Raw genomic sequence first — 18130 nt, 5'->3', positions numbered from 1 at the left:
GACAGGACGAAGCCATGTCCGAATTATCCCCCCGCGAGATCGTTTCCGAACTCGACCGTTTCATCGTCGGCCAGAAGGACGCCAAGCGCGCCGTGGCGATCGCCCTGCGCAACCGCTGGCGGCGGCTGCAGCTCGAAGGCATCATGCGCGAAGAGGTGCTGCCGAAGAACATTCTGATGATCGGCCCGACCGGCTGCGGCAAGACCGAAATCGCGCGCCGGCTGGCGCGGCTGGCCAATGCGCCGTTCCTCAAGGTCGAGGCCACCAAATTCACAGAGGTCGGCTATGTCGGCCGCGACGTCGAGCAGATCGTGCGCGATCTCGTGGAGATCGGCATTTCGCTGGTCAAGGAGGGCAAGCGGCGCGACGTCGCCGCGCGCGCGCAGCTCGCCGCCGAGGACCGCATCCTCGCCGCGCTGGTCGGCGCCAACGCCAGTTCCGCCACTCGCGACGCGTTCCGGAAAAAACTGCGCGACGGCGAGATGGAGGACAAGGACATCGAAATCGAGCTGACGCCGGCGTCCAATCCGGGCCTGCCGATGTTCGATCTGCCCAACCTGCCGGGCGCGTCCGTCGGCGCGATCAACCTCGGCGATATCTTTGGCAAGACGGCTCAGCCGAAAAAGCAGCGCATGAAGGTCAAGGACGCCTATGCGCCGCTGCAGGCGGAGGAAAGCGAGAAACTGCTCGACCACGAGCAGATCGTGCGCACCGCTTTGCGCGAGGTCGAGAACAGCGGCATCGTTTTCCTGGATGAGATCGACAAGATTTGCGCCCGCGACGGCCGCGGCGCCGACGTCTCGCGCGAGGGCGTGCAGCGCGACCTGCTGCCGCTGATCGAGGGCACCACGGTGGCGACCAAGCATGGCGCGGTCAAGACCGACCACGTCCTGTTCATCGCCTCCGGCGCCTTCCATGTGGCCAAGCCGTCCGACCTGCTGCCGGAATTGCAGGGCCGCCTGCCGATCCGCGTCGAATTGTCCTCGCTCGACGAAGACGATTTCAAGCGCATCCTGACCCAGCCCGAGGCCAGTCTGGTCAAGCAATACCGCGCCTTGATGGAGACCGAGGGGGTCAATCTCGAATTCACCGACGACGCCATCGACGCGCTGGCGCGGATCGCCGTTCAGGTCAATTCCAGCGTGGAGAACATCGGCGCCCGCCGGTTGCAGACGGTGCTGGAGCGCGTGCTCGACGACGTCAGCTTTTCGGCCAGCGACAATTCCGGCCAGACCGTGACGGTGGACGGGGCCTATGTCGAAGCCCGCGTCGGCGATCTCGCGGCCAATGTCGATCTCAGCCGCTACATTCTTTGAAAGAAGGCTGGGGCTGCGGCCCCAGCCGCAACCTCAGTCCTTGGCGCGCTCGACATAGGTGTTGTCCTCGGTGAGGACGACGATGCGGGTGCCCACGCCGATATGCGGCGGCACCATCACGCGCAGGCCGTTGTCCATCTTGGCCGGCTTGTAGGACGACGACGCGGTCTGGCCCTTCACCACCGGCTCGGTCTCGATCACTTCCAGCGTCACGCGCGCCGGCAGCTGGATCGCGACGGCGACGCCGTTGAAGATCGACAGGATGCACTTCATGCCTTCCTGCAGATAGGCCGACTGCTCGCCGATCACGTCCTGCGGCACGATGACCTGCTCGTAATTGTCGTCGTTCATGAAGGTGAAGCCGTCGCCGTCGGCGTACAGATACGAGAAGTTCATGTCCTCGACATGGGCGCGCTCGACCTGTTCGGTGGTCTTGTAGCGCACGGAGGTCTTGTTGCCGTCGGACAGGCGGCGCATGTCGATCTGGGTGGTCGGCGTGCCCTTGCCCGGGAAGAAGCTTTCGGCGCTCAGCACGACATAGAGGTTGCCGTCCTCGTGCTCGATGATGTTGCCCTTGCGGACATTGCTGGCGATGATCCTCACGTTGCGACTTCCTTGGCGAGCGACGGTTTGCGTGCGGTTGATGCAACCGGCCGTCGGGTCTATGGACCTTTTGAAAAGAGCGGCGTCACCTATAAACAACCCGCGTCGCAAAGCAATCGTTTGTCGCAAACCCCGAGGTTTTCGCAATGCGCCGGCAAAACCCCTTCTGGGGCGAGGATTTTCACGCGGGGCGGCGGACGCGCCTGTTGCAGCGGGCGCGCATCGTCGCGGCCCTGCGCGGCTTTTTCGCCGCGCGCGATTTTGTCGAGATCGAGCCGTCCGCTTTGCAGGTTTCCCCAGGCAACGAAACCCATATCGCCGGGTTCGCCACGCAGTTTTCCGCCCCCGGCGGCGTCTCGCAACAGCTTTATCTGCATTCCTCGCCGGAATTCGACTGCAAGAAACTGCTGGCGGCGGGGGAGCGGCGGATTTTCGCGCTCGCCCATGTGTTCCGCAACGGCGAGCGGACCAAACTGCACCATCCCGAATTCACCATGCTGGAATGGTATCGCGCCGGCGCCAGCTATAGGACGCTGATCGACGATTGCGCCGCGATCCTGCAAACCGCCGCCGAGGCTGTGGGCGTAAAAACGTTCGGTTTTGGCGGCAAGAGCCTCGATCCGTTCGCCGAGCCGGAGGTGGTGTCGGTGACCGAGGCTTTCGCGCGTTTCGCCGGGATCGACCTCGTGTCCGTGCTCGACGATCGCGACGCCCTGGCGGCGGAGGCGTTGCGGCTTGGCCTGCGCGTCGCGCCCGACGATCACTGGTCCGATCTGTTCAGCAAGATCCTGTCGGACAAGATCGAGCCGAACCTCGGCGAGGGCCGCGTCGCCGCGCTGATCGACTATCCCGCCAGCGAGGCGGCGCTGGCGCGGCGCAAGCCGTGCGATCCGCGCTTCGCCGAGCGGTTCGAGCTTTACGGCTGCGGCGTCGAGCTGGCCAACGCGTTTGGCGAATTGATCGACCCCGCCGAGCAGCGCCGCCGCTTCGCCGCCGACATGGCCGAACGCCGCCGCATCTATGGCGAGGCCTATCCGCTCGATGAGGACTTTTTGCAGGCGCTGGCGTTCATGCCGCCGTCGAGCGGCGCCGCGCTCGGGCTCGACCGTCTGGTGATGCTGGCGACGCGGGCCGAAACCATCGACCAGGTGATCTGGGCGCCGGTGGCGAGGGTATGAATGTGTCGCAGCGGACGATGACGACGGTCGAGGAACTGGTCGAGGCCGGTCTGATCGACCGCGCGGATGCGCCGGCGCTGGCCGAGGTCGCGGCGCGCTACAGCGTCGCCGTGCCGCCGGCCGCCGCGCGCCTGATCGGCCGTCCCGACGACCCGATCGGCCGCCAATTCCTGCCGCGCCCGGAAGAATTGCGCGACTTGCCGGAGGAAAACGCCGATCCGATCGGCGACCATTCGCATGAGCCTGTCAGGGGGCTGATTCACCGTTATCCCGACCGCGTGCTGATCAAGCTCGCCAGCGTCTGCCCGGTCTATTGCCGGTTCTGCTTTCGCCGCGCCAGCGTCGGGGCGGGGACCGAGGGCGTGCTCGACGCCGCCGCGCTCGACGCCGCGCTCGCCTATCTCGCCGGGCATGACGAGGTGTGGGAGGTCATTCTCACCGGCGGCGATCCGCTGGCGGTTTCGCCGCGCCGTCTGGCGGATGTGTCGCGCCGTCTCGCCGCATTGCCCCATGTCAAAATCCTGCGGGCGCATTCGCGCGTGCCCGTGCTGACGCCGGAACGGGTCACGCCGGAGCTGATCGCCGCGCTGACCGACAGCGGCAAGACCGTCTATGTCGCCATCCACGCCAATCATCCCCGCGAATTGACGCCGGAGGCGCGCGCCGCCTGCGCCCGGCTGAGCGAGGCGGGCGTGGCGCTGGTGAGCCAGAGCGTGCTGCTGCGCGGGGTCAACGACGATGTGGAGACGCTGGCGGCGCTGATGCGCGCCTTTGTCGAAACGCGGATCAAGCCCTATTACCTGCACCATGGCGATCTCGCGCCGGGCACGTCGCATTTCCGGCTGCCGCTCGCCGAGGGCCAGGCGCTTGTGCGCGGCCTGCTCGGCCGTGTATCAGGCCTCTGTCAGCCGGCTTATGTGGTCGATATTCCCGGCGGCCATGGCAAGTCGCCGGCGGGGCCGGCTTATTTTCATCGCGAGGCTCAGGGTTGGTCGGTCGAAGATTGGCGGGGAATCCGTCATGATTACGTCGATTCGGTTGGGCAAAGCGGAAGCCCGCAGACCTGACGCCAAAAGGATTTTCGCCGTGACCCGATGGCTTGCCGCCCTATTGTTGCTGTTTTCGCTCGCCGCGCCCGCGCTGGCCGCCGAACCCCGGTCGACGGCCCGGTCCGCGCCGCCGGCCCAGGCGCAGGCGCAGGCGGATGACGCTCCGGCCGAAGCGCCGGCCGCCAACGCGCCCCCTTCGGAGCGGCTGGACGCGGCCAAGGCGGGGCTGGACAAGATCACCGCCGCGCTCGCCGCCGAAAACGTCGCCGATCCCGATCTGCTGAAATGGCGCGGCGAGATCGACCCGATCCTCAATCAGGTGCTCGGCGTCGCCGCCGAGGTCGCGCCCAAGCAGGCCGCCACCAAGCTCAGGCTGGAGCAGCTTGGCCCGCCGCCGGACAAGGACGCCGCCGATCAGGCGCCCGAAGATCCCAAGATCGCGCAGGACCGTAAGGAGCAGCTCAAGCAGCAGGCGAGTTTCGACGATCTGGCCAAGCGCGCCAAGCTGCTGCAGGTGCAGGCCGAACAGCTCGCCGCCCAGATCGGCGAGCGCCGCCGCGCCCTGTTCACCAGTTCGGTGTTCCAGGCCAGCCAGAGCATTGTCGCGCCGGCGCTGTGGGTCGACGTGGCGCAGGAGGCCCCGCGCGACTTCGCCTCGACCCGGGCGGTTTTCGCCGAATTGCTCCGCCAGCTGCAATATAACGTGACCGGCTCGAAGGCGGCGATGGCCGCGGGCCTGCTGGCGCTGATCGTGTTCAGCGCCGCCTGGGCCGTGGTGGCGATTTTGCGCCTGCTGCCCAAGGCCAAGCCGCAGCGCGAATTGAACGCGCTGCGCCTGAGCGTCGCCGCGCTGTGGAGCGGGCTGGCCGTGATGGTCCCGCCGCTCGGCGCGCTCGGCGCCCTGTTCGCGCTGGTCAACTGGCTCGGGGTGTCCGATCCGCAATTGCAGAATCTCGGCTTCACAATGGTCGGGCTGGCCGCGCGGCTCGCCGTGACGGCGGGCATGATCACGGCGGTGCTCGCGCCCTATCGCGGCTTCTGGCGTCCGATCGATTTGTCCGACCGCGTCGCGCGCCGCCTCTCCCGGCTGATCCTCACCCTGATGGGCGTGGCCTGCGTCGGGCGCATCATCGAAGTGCTGGCGGAGACGGTCGGCGCCTCGCTGCAGGTGTCGGTGGCCGCGCGCGGCCTGTTCGCCCTGCTGGTCGGGCTGATCCTGGCGCGCGGGCTCTACGGCATCATCATGTCGCCCGACGCCAAGGGCGAGGACGGGGCGCGCCCGGCCAACATCGTCGACGAATCCCCGTTCTGGGCGCCGATCCGGCTGCTGACCTGGCTCGCCACTTTCGCCATTCTCGGCGCCGCCGTCTCCGGCTATGTCGCGCTCTCCGCCTTTCTGGTCAATCAGATGGCCTGGATGGCCTTCGTCGGCGCCCTGCTGTTCCTGCTGCTCAAGCTCAGCGACGGCGCGCTGGAGCAGGCGTTCCGCCCGACCTCGCGCATGAGCCGCAGCCTGACGGCCACCATCGGCGTGGGCCGCGAGAGCCTGCAACAGATCGGCGTGCTGCTGTCGGGCCTGATCACGGTGGCGCTGGCGGCGGCGGCGGTGATGCTGGTGCTGGCGCCCTGGGGCATCCAGTCGCATGACATGATCGGCGCGGCGCAATCCTTGTTCTTCGGCGTCAAGCTCGGGGACATGTCGATCTCGCTGTGGAGCGTGGTGCTGGCGCTGGTGTTCTTCGCCGTGGGCTACGGCCTCACCGGCGCCGTGCGCAACTGGCTGGAAAACCGCTATCTGCCGCTGACCCAGCTCGACCAGGGCCTGCGCGACGCCATTTCCGCCAGCGTCGGCTATCTCGGCGTCGGCCTGTCGCTGGGGCTGGCTTTGTCCTATGTCGGCTTCAGCCTGGAGAAGCTGGCGCTGGTCGCCGGCGCCCTCTCCGTCGGTATCGGTCTCGGCCTGCAGGGCGTGGTCGCCAATTTCGTCTCCGGCCTGATCATCATGTGGGAGCGCGCCATCCGCGTCGGCGATCTCGTGGTGGTCGGCGGCGAAACCGGCACGGTGCGGCGCATCAACATCCGCGCCACCGAGATCCAGACCGCCGACCGCGCCACCACCATCGTGCCCAACGGCAATATGATCACCGGCGTGGTGAAGAATTTCGTGCGGCTCGACCGCGTCGGCCGCGTCGTCATCCCGGTTCAGGCCAATTGGGACGCCGATCCGGAAAAAGTGCGCCAGCTGCTGGTGGACACCGCGCGCGCGCATGACGAGGTGGTGGGTTTTCCCGCGCCCTTCGCTTTGTTCGTCCGCTTCGGCCCCATGCTGGAATTCGAGCTTTACTGCTTCGTCGAGGACGTCGACCGCGCCGCGCGGGTGCGGAGCGACCTGCATTTCGCCATTTTCCGCGCCTTCGCCGAGGCCGGGCTCAAGATGACGCCGCCGGCCTCGTCGGTTCCGCTCGACGTGGCCGCGCTCGAGCCTTATTTGCGGGCGCTGGCGCCGCCGGCTTTTTCGCGCGCCGCCGTCCAAGACATAGTCAAAGACACAAAAAATTAACGCCTTCGTCGCAAAGCCATGGTCATGACCCGAAACCTCCCCGCCCTCGTCGCGTTGCTGGCGCTCGCCGGCTGCGCCGCCGAAACCTTTCCCGAAAATCCCGCGCCGACGCCGCCGACGTCGCCAGGATTTTACGCCTCCATGGCTTCGCCCGGCGCCAAAATCGACGCGCAGGGCGCGGCGGAGATGATCTCGCTCTATCGCCGCAATCACGGGCTGGAGACGGTCGCCGTCGATTCCGGCCTGATGGAGGAGGCGCGGCGGCAGGCCGAGGCCATGGCCGCCGCCGACAAGCTCAGCCATGAGGTGCGGGGCACGCTGACCGACCGGCTCAACCACGCCGGCTACGCCAAATCCAGGGCGGTGGAAAACGTCTCCGCCGGCTATCACACGGTGGCGGAAGCGTTTTCGGGCTGGCGCGATTCCCCGCCGCATAACGCCAACATGCTGGCGCGCGGCATGACGCGCATGGGCATCGCGGCGGTTTATAATCCGCGCTCGAAATATCACGTGTTCTGGACGCTGGTGATGGCGAATTAAATCAGCGCGGGGCGCGCTTTCGCCGAGCCGTGAGCGGCCGGCGGGCGCCCCTGTCTGGGCCTGAATTAAATATTATTCGGCCGGGGCGATGCGGCCGTCGAATTCGGGCGCGCCGAGCCAGCGTTTCAAAAACTCGACGGTCCAGCGCGCGATGGAGCGGTCGTGCTGGAACCAGCCGTCGATATGGCGCTGGCGGCTCTGCACGCCCGGATGATCGATGCGGTCGAGCGAGGTGATGGTCCAGCGGCAGATCATTTCATAGGTGACGTCGGGATGAAATTGCAGCCCGAACGCCTTGTCGCCGACCTTGATCGCCTGCGCCTGGAAATCCTCGCCCTCCGCCAGCAGAACCGCGCCCTTGGGGCAGTCGAACCCCTCGCGGTGCCATTGATAGACCCGGGTGGGAAAGGGCGAGTCGCACAGGCAATGGCCGTGTTCGGTCGGATGGATCGGGTAATAGCCGACTTCGACCTTGCCCTCGGGATGGGCGTCCACCTTCTGGCCGAGCTGGCGCGCCAGCAGTTGCGCGCCGAGGCAGATGCCGAGGAACGGCTTGTTTTCCTTCAGCGGCGCCGCCAGCCAGTCGATCTCGCGCTTGAGCCAGTCTTCCTCGTCATTGGCGCTCATCGGGCCGCCGAAGAACACCGCGCCGGAATGATCGCCCAGATGTCGCGGCAGCGGGTCGCCGAAGCGGGGGCGGCGGATGTCGAGCGGCGCGCCGAGTTCGCGCAGCAGCCGCCCGATGCGCCCGGAGGTCGAATGTTCGCCATGCAGAACGATGAGAACCGGTTTGTAACGCTGAACGGACAACGGATCCCTGGCGCAGGTCATTCCGCGCCCTCCTTCTTGCGGCGCAATTGCAGCGCCGCGACATTCTTCAGCAAAAAGCTTTTCGGCGTGAGCGCGGCGGCCCAGACCATGATCTTGGTGAGAAGGCCGGGAATCTCCACGCGCTTGCCGGCCATCATCGCGTCATAGCCGGCCTGGGCGACAGCGGGCGCCGGGACATAGGCCAGCTTGACGAAACCCATCTTGTCGCCGAACCCCGCGCGCTCGCCAAAGCCCGTGGGCACCGGGCCGGGGCACAAAGCGGTGACGCTGACGCCGTACGGCGCCAGCTCCAGCGCCAGCGCTTCGCTGAACGACAGCACATAGGCTTTGCTGGCGTAATAGATGGCCATGCCCGGGCCAGGCATGAAGGCGGCGACCGAGGCGACGTTGAGCATCCGGCCCCGGTTGGCGATCAGCGGTTTGGCGAAACGCAGGCTCAATTCCGTCAGCGCGCGGATGTTGAGGTCGATGACGCCGAGCTGGACGGCGAGGTCGCTTTCGGCCGCTTCGCCGAGCAGGCCATAGCCGGCGTTGTTGACGAGAATCTCCGGCTCCGCGCCGGCTTCGGCCAGCAAACGCTCCAGCGCCGCCGGCGCCTCGGGCGCGGCGAGATCGCAGGCGAAAACCAGCGGGCGCGGCGCGGTCCGGCCGGGATAGCGGGCGATTTCGTCGGCGAGCGCGTCGAGCGCGGTCCGGTTGCGGGCGACCAGCGCGAGATTGTGTCCCTTCAGCGCGGCGACGCGGGCCAGTTCCGCGCCGATGCCGCCGGAGGCGCCGGTGATCAGCATGACTTTTCGCAAGACGCTTGTGGTGGGGTCGCTTGGGGTCGGGTCGGTCATGGCTTGCTCTCTCTGAGATCGTCCCATGGCGCGGGCGCCCGCGGGTCGAGGCCGCAATCGCCGCGCACCTTCTGCCGCAGGGCGATGCGGTCGCGCGAGGGCACGGCGAGCAGTTCCGACACGCGCCAGATGACGTTTTCCTCGAATTCGGCCAGATCGCCGTCGGCATAGGCGACGGTCCACATCATTTCGACCAGCCGGCGCCGTTCCGGCAGGCTCATGGCGTCCTTCAGGGCCGAGGTGAAGCTATAAAGATCCACCGCCTCGCGGTCGCTGCGGCGGCCGGCGTCGAGCAGTTTCTGCGCCTCGTCGTCGCTGACATCGAACCGCTGTTGCAGCAGCAGCAGCAGCGCGCGGCGTTCGGAGTCCGAAAAAACGCCGTCGATTTCAGCGACATGGACCAGAAGCGCGGCCGACGCGACCCGCAGGTCCTTGTCGTCGAACGCGCGTTCCACCGCCGTCCCGCTCGTCAGCTCCTCGACAAATTGCCTGATCAGCTCGAACAATGTCTCGCCGCTCCTTGGGACCGATCCGCATCAATTCTGGCCGTCACATGATGACCAAAGCATTAACCATGCCGCCGGCCTTGAGGGCAATCAGCGATTTCGGAGGGGTTTTCCCGCAAAAAAGCAAATTTGTCCCTGAGCTGGCGCATGAATCCCTCCGCCGGCCGTGGTTTTCAGGTGACGCGGGTTAGATCAGCCAGCTGGCGTCTTCCAGCGCGCGCCGCATTTCGAAGGCGCGGAACTGGGCGAAGATCGGCGTGAGCCAGGCTTTGAGTCCGGCGCGCACCACCAGCGACATCTCCGAGGGCGGATCGAGCAGGAAATAAGACAGCGACAGGTCGAGCGGCTGCAGCGCGCGGCCGACCAGGGCGTCGAGCGCGCCGATCTTCAGCCGCCGGTGCGGCGGATAGAGCGCGAGCTTGTCCTGCAGCTGCGGGCCGAACGGCGCCGCGCCTTCATTATAGGTCAGCAGGGTTTCGACCGTCGGCAGCGCCTGGGCGAGCTGATAGGCGGCCGAAGGCGAGGCTTGCGAGGGATCGGCGTGGAACAGGATCACCGGCTCCACATTCTGGCTGCGCGCCTCCTCGACGAAGCCAATGTCCTGGATCAGCGTGAAAAACCGGTCGTAGGAGCGGCTCCAGAGGTCGATGATCTTGGCTTCGCCGTCCGGCACCAGCAGGCGGTCGATCACGTCGATCTGCCCCTGGGTCGAATTCAGGTCGACATTGCGCGCCCGCCCGGAAAAACGCTGGGCGTAATCGGGTTCGTGCGGATCGGCGTCGAATCCGACGAAGCCCCGCCGCGAGGCCAGGAAATAGTCCGACAGAAGCCGCGCCGTCGTGCTGACGCCGACGCGCCCGTGCGGGGCGCAGCAAATGAACACATAGCTTCGCGGAGGCGGCCGCGCCTCTTCGGCGTCGTCGGGCGGGTCGCCGGGCCCGCGTCCGTCGCGCCCGGGCAGCATGTCACCTCAGGTCCTTTGCGCGAGAATGTCGAGCAGCCGCACCCGCCGCAATTCTTCGGCGATCTTGTTCTGCCACGTCCGCACATAGCCGCGCAGCACGAAGGAGGAATTGGCCGGATCGCCTTCCGCCGTCTTGTTGGCGACGAAGGTCGAGAAGGGCACGCCGGCGATTTCCACCTGCTCGTAGGCCATTTCGTCGAGCTTGGGGATGACGATCTCGCCCGCCGGGTTCACCCGCTCGAAATATCTGCGATTGGTGACCGGGTCCCATTCAAAGAAAGTGGTGGCGTTGATGTGGTTTTTCACCAGGAAATAATTGGCGCCTTCGATGAAGGGCGCGGTCTCCGCGATTTCGTCCAGCGAGGCGATCGACGGCCCCAGCACATGCAGCAGGGTGAAGGTGAAGTCGTTGGACTTGACCGCTTCGAGAAAGCCCACGTCGCGCAAGGCCCGCAGCGTGGCGCTGAGGGCGCCGGCGCGCGTGTCGATGACGCTGACCTTGATCTGCGCCGAATTCAGCGTGTCCAGGATGCGCATCTGGTCGGACGTCTGGGTGATGTCCACCACTTCGGCGATCGGCCCGTGGAAGCGCTTCAGCGTGCCGCGCGGAAACTCCGTGTCGAAGGCGCGGGTGAGAATGTTGTTGGCGGCGAGATAATCGAGCAAGGCGCGCGATACGGTCGTCTTGCCGACGCCGCCCTTGTCGGCGCCCACCAGAATGACGGCTGGCTTCATGTTGTGTCCGGCTCCAGGCGTAAGCGGTTCCTCCGGCGCAACCGGTTTGGTTTTGGGAGGACTTTTGCGTTGTGCGGCGGCCCCTGTGGGGAGGGTGCGCCGCTTGTCAGAATTGCGCGCCATGCCGCTTTATAGCATCGACAGAGAGGAATTGTGAAAAGGTGAAGACAAAGTTTAAAAATATGGTTTACGTGCAACAGTATCATCGTTGGCGCGGGGCGCAATCATGAACAGCTATGACGCCTATCTGGCGAACACTCAAAGTTTCGCCTGGGCGATTCCGAGCCTCTACAATATGGGCGTCGATGTCTGCGACCGCTGGGCCGCCGTCGAGCCCGACCGCCCCGCGATCATCGAAATCGATTGCGACGACCGCGCGCGTCCCTTCAGCTATGGCGCGCTGCGCGCGCAATCCAACCGCATCGCCGGGGCGCTGCGCCGGCGCGGAATCGGCCGGGGCGACGTCGTGGCGTTGCTGCTGCCGCAATCGCGCCATGTCGCGGCCGCCCATATCGCCATCTACAAGCTCGGCGCGGTGGCGCTGCCGCTCGCCAGCCTGTTCGGACCCGACGCGCTCGCCTATCGCCTGAGCGATTCCCAGGCGCGGGCGCTGATCTGCGACGCGCCCGGTCTGGCCAAGGTCGACTCGATCCGGGGCAAGCTGCCCGATCTTCAGGCCGTCCTGTGCCTCGACGGCGCAGCCCCCGGCGCGGACGATTTTTTCGCCGCCCTCGCCGGCGAGTCCGAGGATTTCGCCCCGGTGGAGACGCTGGCGGACGATCCCGCCTTGATGATCTACACCTCCGGCACCACCGGGCTGGCCAAGGGGGCGCTGCACGCCCATCGCATTCTGCTCGGCCATCTGCCGGGCGTGCAAATGCCGCATGACAATTTTCCCCAGCCCGGCGACCTCATGTGGACGCCGGCGGATTGGGCCTGGGCCGGCGGCCTGCTCAACGTGCTGCTGCCCTCGCTGCATTTCGGCGTGGCGGTGGTGGCGCGGCATTTCCGCAAATTCGACCCCGAGGCCGCCTTCGCGCTGATGGCCAAGCACGAAATCCGCAATTCCTACATTCCGCCCACGGCCTTGCGCATGTTGCGCTCCGTGCCGAACCCCCGCGCGAAATATGGGTTCCCGCTGCGCACGGTCAACACCGGCGGCGAATCGCTGGGCGCGGAGACGTTTCACTGGGGCCGCGAGCAATTGGGCCTGACCATCAACGAATCCTACGGCCAGACCGAAGTGAACCTGGTGCTGGCCTCCTCCGCGCTGTGGGGCGTCAACCGCGCCGGCGCCATCGGCAAGCCGGTTCCCGGCCACGATGTGGCGGTGATTCGGCCCGACGGTTCGATCTGCGACGACGACGAAACCGGCGAAATCGCCATCCGCAGCCCGAACCCCGTGATGTTCCTGCACTATTGGAAGCGGCCCGAGGCGACGGCGGAAAAATTTCTGGGCGACTGGATGCTGACCGGCGACCGCGCCCGGCGCGACCGCGACGGCTATGTCTTCTTCCTCGGCCGCGACGACGACGTGATTTCCTCCGCCGGCTATCGCATCGGCCCCAACGAGATCGAGGACGGCTTGCTGCGCCATCCCGCCGTGGCCAATGCGGCGGCGGTGGGCAAGCCCGACGCGCTGCGCGGCGAGATCGTCAAGGCGTTCATCGTGCTCAAACCGGGATTTTCGCCCTCGCCGGAACTGGCGCGGGAGATTCAGCTGCACGCCAAGACCCGGCTGTCCGCCCACGAATATCCGCGCGAGATCGAATTCACGCCGGAGCTGCCGCTGACCACCAGCGGCAAGATCATCCGGCGCCTTTTGCGCGAACGGGCGTAAAAAGCGCCGCTGGCGCGTTCTGGAATAAAGTTCTGGTTTGGACGGACAGATGCGAATCGTGGGGGTGATCGGCTTCGGCCTGTCGAGCGGCGTGGCGCTTGCCACGGGTTTTTCGCAGGCGGCGGAGCCGCCGCGGCCGTTTTATCCGCAGCCCTATCCGGGCTATCAGCCGCAAATCCCGCCGCCCCCGCCGCCGCCGAGGATCGAGATTCCCCGTGCGCCGGCCCCGTCCAGGCCGACGCCGCCGCCCGTCATTTCGCCGTCTTTGGGCGGTCGCGGCGGCGGAGGCAGCGGGATTCTGCCGGGCGGCATGACGATGACCGCGACCAAGCTGCTGCACGAAGATCGCGACCGCGACGCCGCGCCGTCCAAGGCGGCGATCGACCGTCCCCGGCAGGCGGCGGACCAGTTGGCGGCCTGCTGGTCGCCGCCGCCGCCGCCGCCCGGCGAAACCGTGGAGATCACCATGCGGTTTTCGTTCAACCGCCACGGCGGAATCGTCGGTTCCCCGCGCATCACCTATGTGAAGGCGCCGGGCGCCGACCCCGAGGCGGTGCGCGAGTCGCTGCGGGCGGCGATCAAGACCTGTTCGCCGCTGCGCTTCAGCAAGAGCATGGCGGCGAGCGCGCCCGGCTATCCCATTTCCATCCGGTTCATCGGGCGGCGAGCGGAGCGCGACTGACGAAATTTCTATTTTTGGTTGTGTCGAACGCGGCCAAAACCGCGAAAAACGCGGGGATTTCCGTGAAATTCGCGCAAATTTCGGCTGAAAACCGTCGATTTTCGCACGGACAACCCAGGGGTTGCGCACGACATCCGGCGCCCCGTCGCGGCGGGGGCGGGCGGCGCTCGGCTTGATTTGCGTGGAATGTCAGGTGGTTACGGGCGGATGTCGCGCCGGCCTCGTTTCACGTGGAACATAGGATGAACAAGATATTGCGGCTGCGGCGTTTTCACTTTTACCCGGCTGTGGCGCGCCTGCCGCCGTTTTCGGGGCTTGACCGGAGCGCGGCGGGTCAACATCTCTTGCTGGGCGGCTGGGAACGGCGTGCGAAATGGGGGCGGGATTTGGCGAGCACGGGGACAGGATCATGATCGCGCCGCTTCTCGCCGTCGCCGGCGTCGCCGCCACGCTGCTGCTGTATTCGCCGGACAAGCCGCGCGCCGAACTGGAGGCGGCCTATCCCGGCCAATATCTCGCGGTCGACGGCGTGCGGCTGCGGCTGCGCGACACCGGGCCGCGCAACGCCCCCGCGCTCATCCTGCTGCATGGGTTCGGGTCGAGCCTCGACACCTGGGAGCCCTGGGCGCAGGCGCTGTCGGCGCGCTATCGCGTCATCCGCTTCGACCTGCCGGGATTCGGCCTGACCGGCCCCGATCCGACCGGCGATTATTCCGACGCGCGCGAAATCAAAATTCTGGTCGATCTGATGGACCAGCTCGGCGTTTCCCGCGCCGCGCTGATCGGCAATTCGCTGGGCGGGCGCATCGCCTGGAATTTTTCCGCGCAACATCCAGAGCGGGTGACGCGGATGGTGTTGATCTCGCCGGACGGCTTCGCCAGCCCGGAGTTTCCCTATGAAAAGGCGCCGGAAACGCCGCTGGCGATGCGGGCGCTGCCCTATGTCACGCCCAAGCCGCTGCTGCGCGAGACTTTGGTTGCGGCTTACGCGCGCCCCGATGCGCTGAGCGAGGCGACGCTGACGCGCTATCACGATCTCATGCTGGCGCCCGGCGTGCGCGAGGCGATTCTGGAGCGGATGGAGCAGGTGCGGCTGCACGACCCGGCCCCGACGCTGGCGCGAATCAAAATTCCGACGCTGCTGCTGTGGGGCGAGAAGGACGCGATGATCCCGATTCGCAACGCCGACGATTATCTGCGCGACCTGCCCAACGCGACGCTGGTGCGCCTGCCCAATCTCGGCCATGTGCCGTTCGAGGAGGACCCGGCGGGCTCGCTCGCGCCGGTTCAGGCGTTTCTGGCCGGAAAAGCGGCGGTCACTCGCCGCCCGGATTCTCCAGACTGAACATCTGCGAACCCTCGTCGAAGGCGAACAGCTCGCCATAGCGGCCCCAGGTGATCACGCCCTTGAGCGTGTCGCCGGCTCGCTCCTCCGACATATAGTCCTCCAGCTCGCTCTGGAAGCGGGTGGCCGGCGCGATGTGCGACGGGCGTTCGTCGAGCACGCGGCGGATGCGCGCGGCCAGCGGCACATAGGCGAGCAGGTGGTCGCTGAACATTTTCTTGCGCGCGTCCACGTCGGCGTCGGAGAATTTCAGGCCGGCGAGCGTGAGCTTGATGTCGCCCTCGACCACTTCGGCGAACCGCAGCAATTGCAGGGTTTCGGCCACCGGGAACAGGTCGTCGATCTCCATGTTCAGGCTGTCGGCCAGCGCCGGCAGGTCGGCCTTGCCATTATACGGCGGGGCCGCGACTTCCTCGATCATGCCGGCGAGCGAATTGGTGGAGACATGCGGCAGCGACATGCCCAGGCCCAGGCCGGGGAAGACGCCGTCGCGCTCGGGGGCGGCGCGCTTGGTCATCAGGGCGTAGATCTTGTCCACCAATTGGCGGAATTCCGGGTCGAGCCGGTTGCGCGGATGCGGCAGGTCCACCTTGATTTCGGCGGCGATGCGGCCGGGATTGGACGACAGCACCACGATGCGGTCGCACATCAGCACGGCTTCCTCGATATTGTGGGTGACCATCAGGATGCTGCGGGTGGGCATGCGTCCCTCGACCCAGAGGTCGAGCAGGTCGGTGCGCAGCGTCTCGGCGGTCAGCACGTCGAGCGCGGAAAACGGCTCGTCCATCAGCAGAATATTGGGCTCCACCACCAAGCCGCGCGCAAAACCGACGCGCTGGCGCATGCCGCCGGAAAGCTCCTTCGGGAAGGCCGATTCGAAACCGTCGAGGCCGATCGTGTCGATGGCGGCCAGCGCCCGGCGGCGCGCCTCCTCGGCCGGAACGCCCTTGGTGCGCAGGCCGATCTCCACATTGTCGAGCACCGACAGCCACGGGAACAAAGCGAAGCTCTGGAACACCATGGCGACGCCCTGGACCGGGCCGGCGATCGGCGCGCCGAGATAGGAAACGTCGCCCTTGGAGGGCGTCACCAGCCCGGCGACGATGCGCAGCAGCGTGGACTTGCCGCAGCCCGACCGGCCCAGCAGGCCGACGATCTCGCCCGATTTCAGCGTCAGCGAGACATTGTCGAGCACCAGCGAATCGCGCTCGCCCGACCCTTTGGTGTAGGTCTGGCTGACGTTCTTGAGTTCGAGCAGGGCGCCTTCGGGACGGTCGAGCATGGCGAACTCCTCAATTGATGCGCAGCTTGCGTTCGCCAAGCGCGAACAAAGGCCGCCACAGCAGGCGGTTGAACAGGATAACGAAAATCGACATGACGGCGACGCCGAGCACGATTTTTGAATAATCGCCGGCTTCCGTCGCCTGGGCGATATAGGCGCCGATGCCATGGGCTGCGACCTTGTCGTCGCCCCATTTGACATATTCGGCGACGATGGCCGCGTTCCACGACCCGCCCGAGGCGGTGAGCGCCCCGGTGACGTAATAGGGAAACACGCCGGGCAGGATCACGTCCTTCCACCAATATTTGCCCTTGATGCCGTAATTGACCACGGCTTCGCGCAGGTCGTTCGGGAACGCCATGGCGCCGCCGATGACGTTGAACACGATGTACCATTGCGTGCCGAACACGATCAGGCCGGACAGCCAGATGTCCGGATTGAGCGAGAATTTCACCACCAGCACGACCGCGATGGGGAACACGACATTGGCCGGGAAGGCCGCAAGAAACTGCGCCAGCGGCTGGATTTTTTCGGCGAGACGCGGGCGCAGGCCGATGTAAATGCTCACGGGAACCCAGAACAGACTGGCGAGCACGATCAGCACGAACACCCGAATCATCGTGTAGAGCGTCAAGACCACGGTCTCGCGCAGGTCGGCGAGCGCGAGCTTTTCCGAGACAAAGCCATAGACCTGATACAGCGAGTAGCCGAGCAGGGCCGCTATGACGACGAACCAGACGGCGTCGAACAGCCGCGACACCAAATGGTCGGGCCAGCGCATGCGAGTGGCGCGCCCGCGCGGCGGCTCCAGCCGCATCAGGGCGATCCGGTCGAGCATGCGCGCGGGGACGGTCACCAGCGCCCGCAGGAAGCGTGTGCGCAGGAACAGCTGGCGCACCCAGCTTTCCTCCTGCACCTGTCCCGCCGACAATTCGACCCGGAATTTCGCGGCGAAGGCGACGATCGGGCGGAACAGGAACTGGTCATAGGCGAGGATGACCAGAATGACCGCCAGCACGGCGGCGAGCACGGCGTCGATGCGCTTGGCGTCGATGGCCAGCGCCAGATAGGAGCCGATGCCCGGCAGTTTGATCGTGGTGTCGCCCACCGAAATGGCTTCCGACGCCACCACGAAAAACCAGCCGCCGGACATGGACATCATCATGTTCCAGATCAGCGAGGGCATGGCGAAGGGGGCTTCGAGCTGCCAGAATTTCTGCCATGGCGAGAAATGATAGCCGACAGCCACCTCCTCCAGGTCGCGCGGCACGGTGCGCAGCGACTGGTAGAAGGAAAACGCCATGTTCCAGGCCTGGCTGGTGAAAATGGCGAAGATCGCCGCCAGCTCGGCCCCGAGCGTCGAGCCGGGGAACAGGCCGAGGAAGAACGTGACGGTGAAGGAAAGAAAGCCGAGGATCGGCACGGACTGCAGCACGTCGAGCAGCGGAATCAGCACCATTTCGGCGCGGCGGCTTTTGGCGGCGATGGTCGCGTAAACAAAGGTGAAGACCAGCGAGGCCGCCATGGCCGCGGACATCCGCAGCGTCGTGCGCAGGGCGTAATAGGGCAGGTTGGAATAGTCGAGCGACAGGTCGGCGGTCACCGGCGCGGTCAGCGGCGCGGTCATGCCCGCCGAGCCCTTGGCGACGCCGATGAAGACGGCGATCACCAGCGCCAAGGAAATGAAATCCCATTGATTGGGCAAGGCCCGCCGTCCGAGCGACGAAAAGGCGACGAAGCGAGAAATCATGCTCGGACCACCGTCTGAACGGATGCGAATCGGTGTGGGGAGATCCCCTTGTCGTGGGATGACGAACGATCGTTACAGAATCGTGAAGGCGCCGCGACATTTCGCCACGA

16 protein-coding genes are annotated in these 18130 nt (G+C 66.3%); 8 read left to right on the top strand and 8 right to left on the bottom strand.

Annotated elements, in window-relative coordinates:
• Nucleotides 1-14: 14 nt before the first annotated feature.
• Entirely contained in the window at nucleotides 15-1316 is a 1302-nt protein-coding gene (gene hslU / locus CFB24_RS12035; RefSeq protein ID WP_088520864.1) for an ATP-dependent protease ATPase subunit HslU, read from the top strand.
• A 33-nt stretch (nucleotides 1317-1349) separates the two neighbouring features.
• On the opposite strand, the gene efp is transcribed toward hslU, so the two are convergent.
• On the bottom strand, nucleotides 1350-1919 hold the full coding sequence (gene efp, locus CFB24_RS12030) for an elongation factor P (RefSeq protein ID WP_088520863.1): 570 nt from the start codon (nucleotides 1917-1919) through the stop codon (nucleotides 1350-1352).
• A gap of 146 nt (nucleotides 1920-2065) precedes the next feature.
• Here efp and epmA point away from each other — a divergent pair, with 146 nt between their 5' ends.
• Genes epmA through CFB24_RS12010 form a run of 4 tightly spaced genes read left to right on the top strand, consistent with a single transcriptional unit; the run spans nucleotide 2066 to nucleotide 7246 of the window.
• Nucleotides 2066-3097: an EF-P lysine aminoacylase EpmA gene (gene epmA, locus CFB24_RS12025; protein WP_088520862.1), complete on the top strand. Its 1032-nt coding sequence runs from the start codon at nucleotides 2066-2068 to the stop codon at nucleotides 3095-3097.
• Nucleotides 3094-4164 carry a lysine-2,3-aminomutase-like protein gene (locus CFB24_RS12020; protein WP_088520861.1) on the top strand — a complete coding sequence of 357 codons (1071 nt, stop codon included), beginning with the start codon at nucleotides 3094-3096 and terminating at the stop codon, nucleotides 4162-4164. The genes epmA and CFB24_RS12020 overlap by 4 nt, the downstream gene beginning before the upstream one ends.
• Nucleotides 4165-4183: 19 nt before the next feature.
• Nucleotides 4184-6706 (top strand): DUF3772 domain-containing protein, encoded by a 2523-nt coding sequence (locus CFB24_RS12015; RefSeq protein WP_141098436.1) that lies wholly within the window; start codon nucleotides 4184-4186, stop codon nucleotides 6704-6706.
• Nucleotides 6707-6730: 24 nt separating this feature from the next.
• Complete coding sequence (locus CFB24_RS12010; RefSeq protein WP_088521010.1) at nucleotides 6731-7246, top strand: CAP domain-containing protein; 516 nt, start codon at nucleotides 6731-6733, stop codon at nucleotides 7244-7246.
• Nucleotides 7247-7318: 72 nt separating this feature from the next.
• Here the strand turns inward: CFB24_RS12010 and CFB24_RS12005 are convergent, their stop codons facing one another.
• From CFB24_RS12005 to CFB24_RS11985, 5 genes are all read right to left on the bottom strand, one after another.
• Complete coding sequence (locus CFB24_RS12005; RefSeq protein ID WP_088520859.1) at nucleotides 7319-8077, bottom strand: glutamine amidotransferase; 759 nt, start codon at nucleotides 8075-8077, stop codon at nucleotides 7319-7321.
• Nucleotides 8074-8916, bottom strand: coding sequence for an SDR family NAD(P)-dependent oxidoreductase (locus tag CFB24_RS12000; RefSeq protein ID WP_088520858.1), 843 nt, complete (start codon nucleotides 8914-8916; stop codon nucleotides 8074-8076). The genes CFB24_RS12005 and CFB24_RS12000 overlap by 4 nt, the downstream gene beginning before the upstream one ends.
• A complete protein-coding gene (locus CFB24_RS11995) occupies nucleotides 8913-9422 on the bottom strand; it encodes a tellurite resistance TerB family protein (protein WP_088520857.1) in 510 nt (169 codons plus the stop codon). The genes CFB24_RS12000 and CFB24_RS11995 overlap by 4 nt, the downstream gene beginning before the upstream one ends.
• A 187-nt stretch (nucleotides 9423-9609) precedes the next feature.
• Nucleotides 9610-10386 (bottom strand): hypothetical protein, encoded by a 777-nt coding sequence (locus CFB24_RS11990; protein WP_244593156.1) that lies wholly within the window; start codon nucleotides 10384-10386, stop codon nucleotides 9610-9612.
• Nucleotides 10387-10392: 6 nt separating this feature from the next.
• On the bottom strand, nucleotides 10393-11121 hold the full coding sequence (locus tag CFB24_RS11985) for a P-loop NTPase family protein (RefSeq protein ID WP_088520856.1): 729 nt from the start codon (nucleotides 11119-11121) through the stop codon (nucleotides 10393-10395).
• Between the two features lie 226 nt (nucleotides 11122-11347).
• On the opposite strand from CFB24_RS11985, the gene CFB24_RS11980 reads away from it, so the two are divergent.
• From CFB24_RS11980 to CFB24_RS11970, 3 genes are all read left to right on the top strand, one after another.
• The gene (locus tag CFB24_RS11980) at nucleotides 11348-12961 is read left to right on the top strand and encodes an AMP-binding protein (RefSeq protein WP_088521008.1); all 1614 of its coding nucleotides are present in this window, start codon (nucleotides 11348-11350) and stop codon (nucleotides 12959-12961) included.
• Nucleotides 12962-13010: 49 nt separating this feature from the next.
• A complete protein-coding gene (locus CFB24_RS11975) occupies nucleotides 13011-13643 on the top strand; it encodes a hypothetical protein (protein ID WP_088520855.1) in 633 nt (210 codons plus the stop codon).
• A gap of 409 nt (nucleotides 13644-14052) precedes the next feature.
• The gene (locus CFB24_RS11970; protein WP_088520854.1) at nucleotides 14053-14988 is read left to right on the top strand and encodes an alpha/beta fold hydrolase; all 936 of its coding nucleotides are present in this window, start codon (nucleotides 14053-14055) and stop codon (nucleotides 14986-14988) included.
• Here the strand turns inward: CFB24_RS11970 and CFB24_RS11965 are convergent.
• Nucleotides 14960-16270, bottom strand: coding sequence for an ABC transporter ATP-binding protein (locus CFB24_RS11965; protein WP_088520853.1), 1311 nt, complete (start codon nucleotides 16268-16270; stop codon nucleotides 14960-14962). The genes CFB24_RS11970 and CFB24_RS11965 overlap by 29 nt on opposite strands.
• A gap of 10 nt (nucleotides 16271-16280) precedes the next feature.
• Nucleotides 16281-18020, bottom strand: a complete 1740-nt coding sequence (locus tag CFB24_RS11960) for an ABC transporter permease (RefSeq protein ID WP_088520852.1) — start codon at nucleotides 18018-18020, stop codon at nucleotides 16281-16283.
• Nucleotides 18021-18130 lie beyond the last annotated feature (110 nt).

Origin of the sequence: Rhodoblastus acidophilus (assembly GCF_900187365.1) — a bacterium.
Lineage (GTDB): Bacteria > Pseudomonadota > Alphaproteobacteria > Rhizobiales > Beijerinckiaceae > Rhodoblastus > Rhodoblastus acidophilus.
This window is presented reverse-complemented; position numbering and strand designations above follow the sequence as displayed.

Excerpts from the sequence above, each read along its gene's own strand:
- hslU (WP_088520864.1), top strand. The coding sequence starts at position 15 with ATGTCCGAATTATCCCCCCGCGAGATCGTTTCCGAACTCGACCGTTTC.
- epmA (WP_088520862.1), top strand. The coding sequence starts at position 2,066 with ATGCGCCGGCAAAACCCCTTCTGGGGCGAGGATTTTCACGCGGGGCGG.
- CFB24_RS12020 (WP_088520861.1), top strand. The coding sequence starts at position 3,094 with ATGAATGTGTCGCAGCGGACGATGACGACGGTCGAGGAACTGGTCGAG.
- CFB24_RS12010 (WP_088521010.1), top strand. The coding sequence starts at position 6,731 with ATGACCCGAAACCTCCCCGCCCTCGTCGCGTTGCTGGCGCTCGCCGGC.
- CFB24_RS12005 (WP_088520859.1), bottom strand. The coding sequence starts at position 8,077 with ATGACCTGCGCCAGGGATCCGTTGTCCGTTCAGCGTTACAAACCGGTT.
- CFB24_RS12000 (WP_088520858.1), bottom strand. The coding sequence starts at position 8,916 with ATGACCGACCCGACCCCAAGCGACCCCACCACAAGCGTCTTGCGAAAA.
- CFB24_RS11990 (WP_244593156.1), bottom strand. The coding sequence starts at position 10,386 with ATGCTGCCCGGGCGCGACGGACGCGGGCCCGGCGACCCGCCCGACGAC.
- CFB24_RS11985 (WP_088520856.1), bottom strand. The coding sequence starts at position 11,121 with ATGAAGCCAGCCGTCATTCTGGTGGGCGCCGACAAGGGCGGCGTCGGC.
- CFB24_RS11980 (WP_088521008.1), top strand. The coding sequence starts at position 11,348 with ATGAACAGCTATGACGCCTATCTGGCGAACACTCAAAGTTTCGCCTGG.
- CFB24_RS11975 (WP_088520855.1), top strand. The coding sequence starts at position 13,011 with ATGCGAATCGTGGGGGTGATCGGCTTCGGCCTGTCGAGCGGCGTGGCG.
- CFB24_RS11970 (WP_088520854.1), top strand. The coding sequence starts at position 14,053 with ATGATCGCGCCGCTTCTCGCCGTCGCCGGCGTCGCCGCCACGCTGCTG.
- CFB24_RS11965 (WP_088520853.1), bottom strand. The coding sequence starts at position 16,270 with ATGCTCGACCGTCCCGAAGGCGCCCTGCTCGAACTCAAGAACGTCAGC.
- CFB24_RS11960 (WP_088520852.1), bottom strand. The coding sequence starts at position 18,020 with ATGATTTCTCGCTTCGTCGCCTTTTCGTCGCTCGGACGGCGGGCCTTG.